This is a genomic window from Acidicapsa dinghuensis (assembly GCF_025685685.1).
Taxonomy (GTDB): Bacteria; Acidobacteriota; Terriglobia; order Terriglobales; family Acidobacteriaceae; genus Acidicapsa; species Acidicapsa dinghuensis.
Genome location: NZ_JAGSYH010000016.1, coordinates 1 through 1,387, shown reverse-complemented (window position 1 = coordinate 1,387; position 1,387 = coordinate 1). Strand labels below are relative to the sequence as shown.

The following is a 1,387-nucleotide window of genomic DNA, read 5'->3' as shown; positions in this document are numbered from 1 at the left end:
GACTTTCTATGAGCAGGTCACTGGTGTCAAGTTTCATTCCTTATCAGGGTTTTTGCTTTTGATGTTGCGGTTGTTGTTGCTCTCTACCTTGTTTCTATTCGCACTCTTGATGAGCTGTGTTGGAGCAGGCTCGGTGCCGGTTGGGGTTCGAGAGGAGAGTCGATGCTGCCATTTATCGGTCGGCCTTGAAGACCAAAGTCGGCTCGCAGTCATCGGAACACGGTATCGTCGCAACGGGTAAACATCGTCATCGCTCAAGCGGCAGTGGCATAGAACGGCATGTATGGTTCTTGAGTGATCCAGAGTCGATGGAGCAGAACAGCCAGCTTGCGAGCGACGGCAACGACAGCCTTGTTCCTGGCCTGTTTGCCGCCTCTGGCAGCGAGATGAAGTCCCCACTGTCGCAACGCCGAGTCCTTACCTTGCGGTCGGAGGATATGGTTCGCACACTCGATCAGCAGACTTCGAAGATAAGCGTTGCCCGCATGGGTAATGCCAAGCTGAGGATCGTGCTCGCCAGACTGACTTCGCATCGGCCGAAGCCCAAGGTAACAGCCAACATCACGACTGCGCTTAAATCGCTCCTTGCTGCCGAGGGTAAGTACGAACGTCAGAGCGGTCAGATGCCCGATCCCATGGACCTTCAACAGCGCCTGAGTCTCCGGGTACTCTGTCTGGCCGAGCTGCTGAATCTGGCGGTCATACTGCTTGATCTTCAATGTCATCTCCGCGATCTGCTGGAGAACTGGGCCCAGTGCTTGTCCGAGCCCTGGAGGCATCGCCGCCATGCTGCGCTGAGCGAAGCATGGAGTTGCGGAGGCAGGCATACGATAGCCGCAAGCCTTCGTTAGGCCACGTACGGCGTTGATGGCCGCTGTCCGCAGCCTGACCATAAGAGCGCGTGCACGGATCAAGGTCAGGGCTTGTTGCTGCTCGACGGTACGATGGGCAATCGGTCGGAGGATGTTCGGATCAAGCCGCGCATAGCGCGCCAGCTTCTCCGCATCAACCTGATCGCTCTTGCGGTCACTGTGCGAGATCGCCCGCAACTCACGCACGTTCGCAACGATCACTTCATGGCCAAGCTCTTGCAGTTGCTCGCTAATCCAGATGGAGTGAACGCCGGCCTCCATCGCAACGCGAGCGTGAGGCACATCTACGAACCACTTATCGATGGCCTTCGGTGTCGTTCTGAAGCGACCTCGATCGATCACCTCACCTTGCTGGTTGACAGTGCAGTAATGGCTCCAAACGTCGCCAAGGTCGATGCCGATCGTCAGCTCTACCTGGCCACGCTTACGGGGTACTTCTGCGATGAGGTGTTGCGTAGGCTTCTTCATGGGAACAGTCTGCTCCTCCTGCGGAGGACCTGCTCATCCCATTTATC

2 protein-coding genes are annotated in these 1,387 nt (G+C 56.9%); one reads left to right on the top strand and one right to left on the bottom strand.

Annotated elements, in window-relative coordinates; genetic code table 11:
• On the top strand, positions 1-241 hold a 241-nt coding region (locus OHL22_RS24925; RefSeq protein ID WP_263342624.1), incomplete at its 5' end, for a hypothetical protein.
• Between the two features lie 13 nt (positions 242-254).
• Here the strand turns inward: OHL22_RS24925 and OHL22_RS24920 are convergent.
• On the bottom strand, positions 255-1,340 hold the full coding sequence (locus tag OHL22_RS24920) for an IS110 family RNA-guided transposase (protein WP_263342623.1): 1,086 nt from the start codon (positions 1,338-1,340) through the stop codon (positions 255-257).
• Between the last annotated feature and the right edge of the window lie 47 nt (positions 1,341-1,387).

Coding starts and splice junctions, on each gene's coding strand:
- OHL22_RS24920 (WP_263342623.1), bottom strand. CDS start 1,340: ATGAAGAAGCCTACGCAACACCTCATCGCAGAAGTACCCCGTAAGCGT.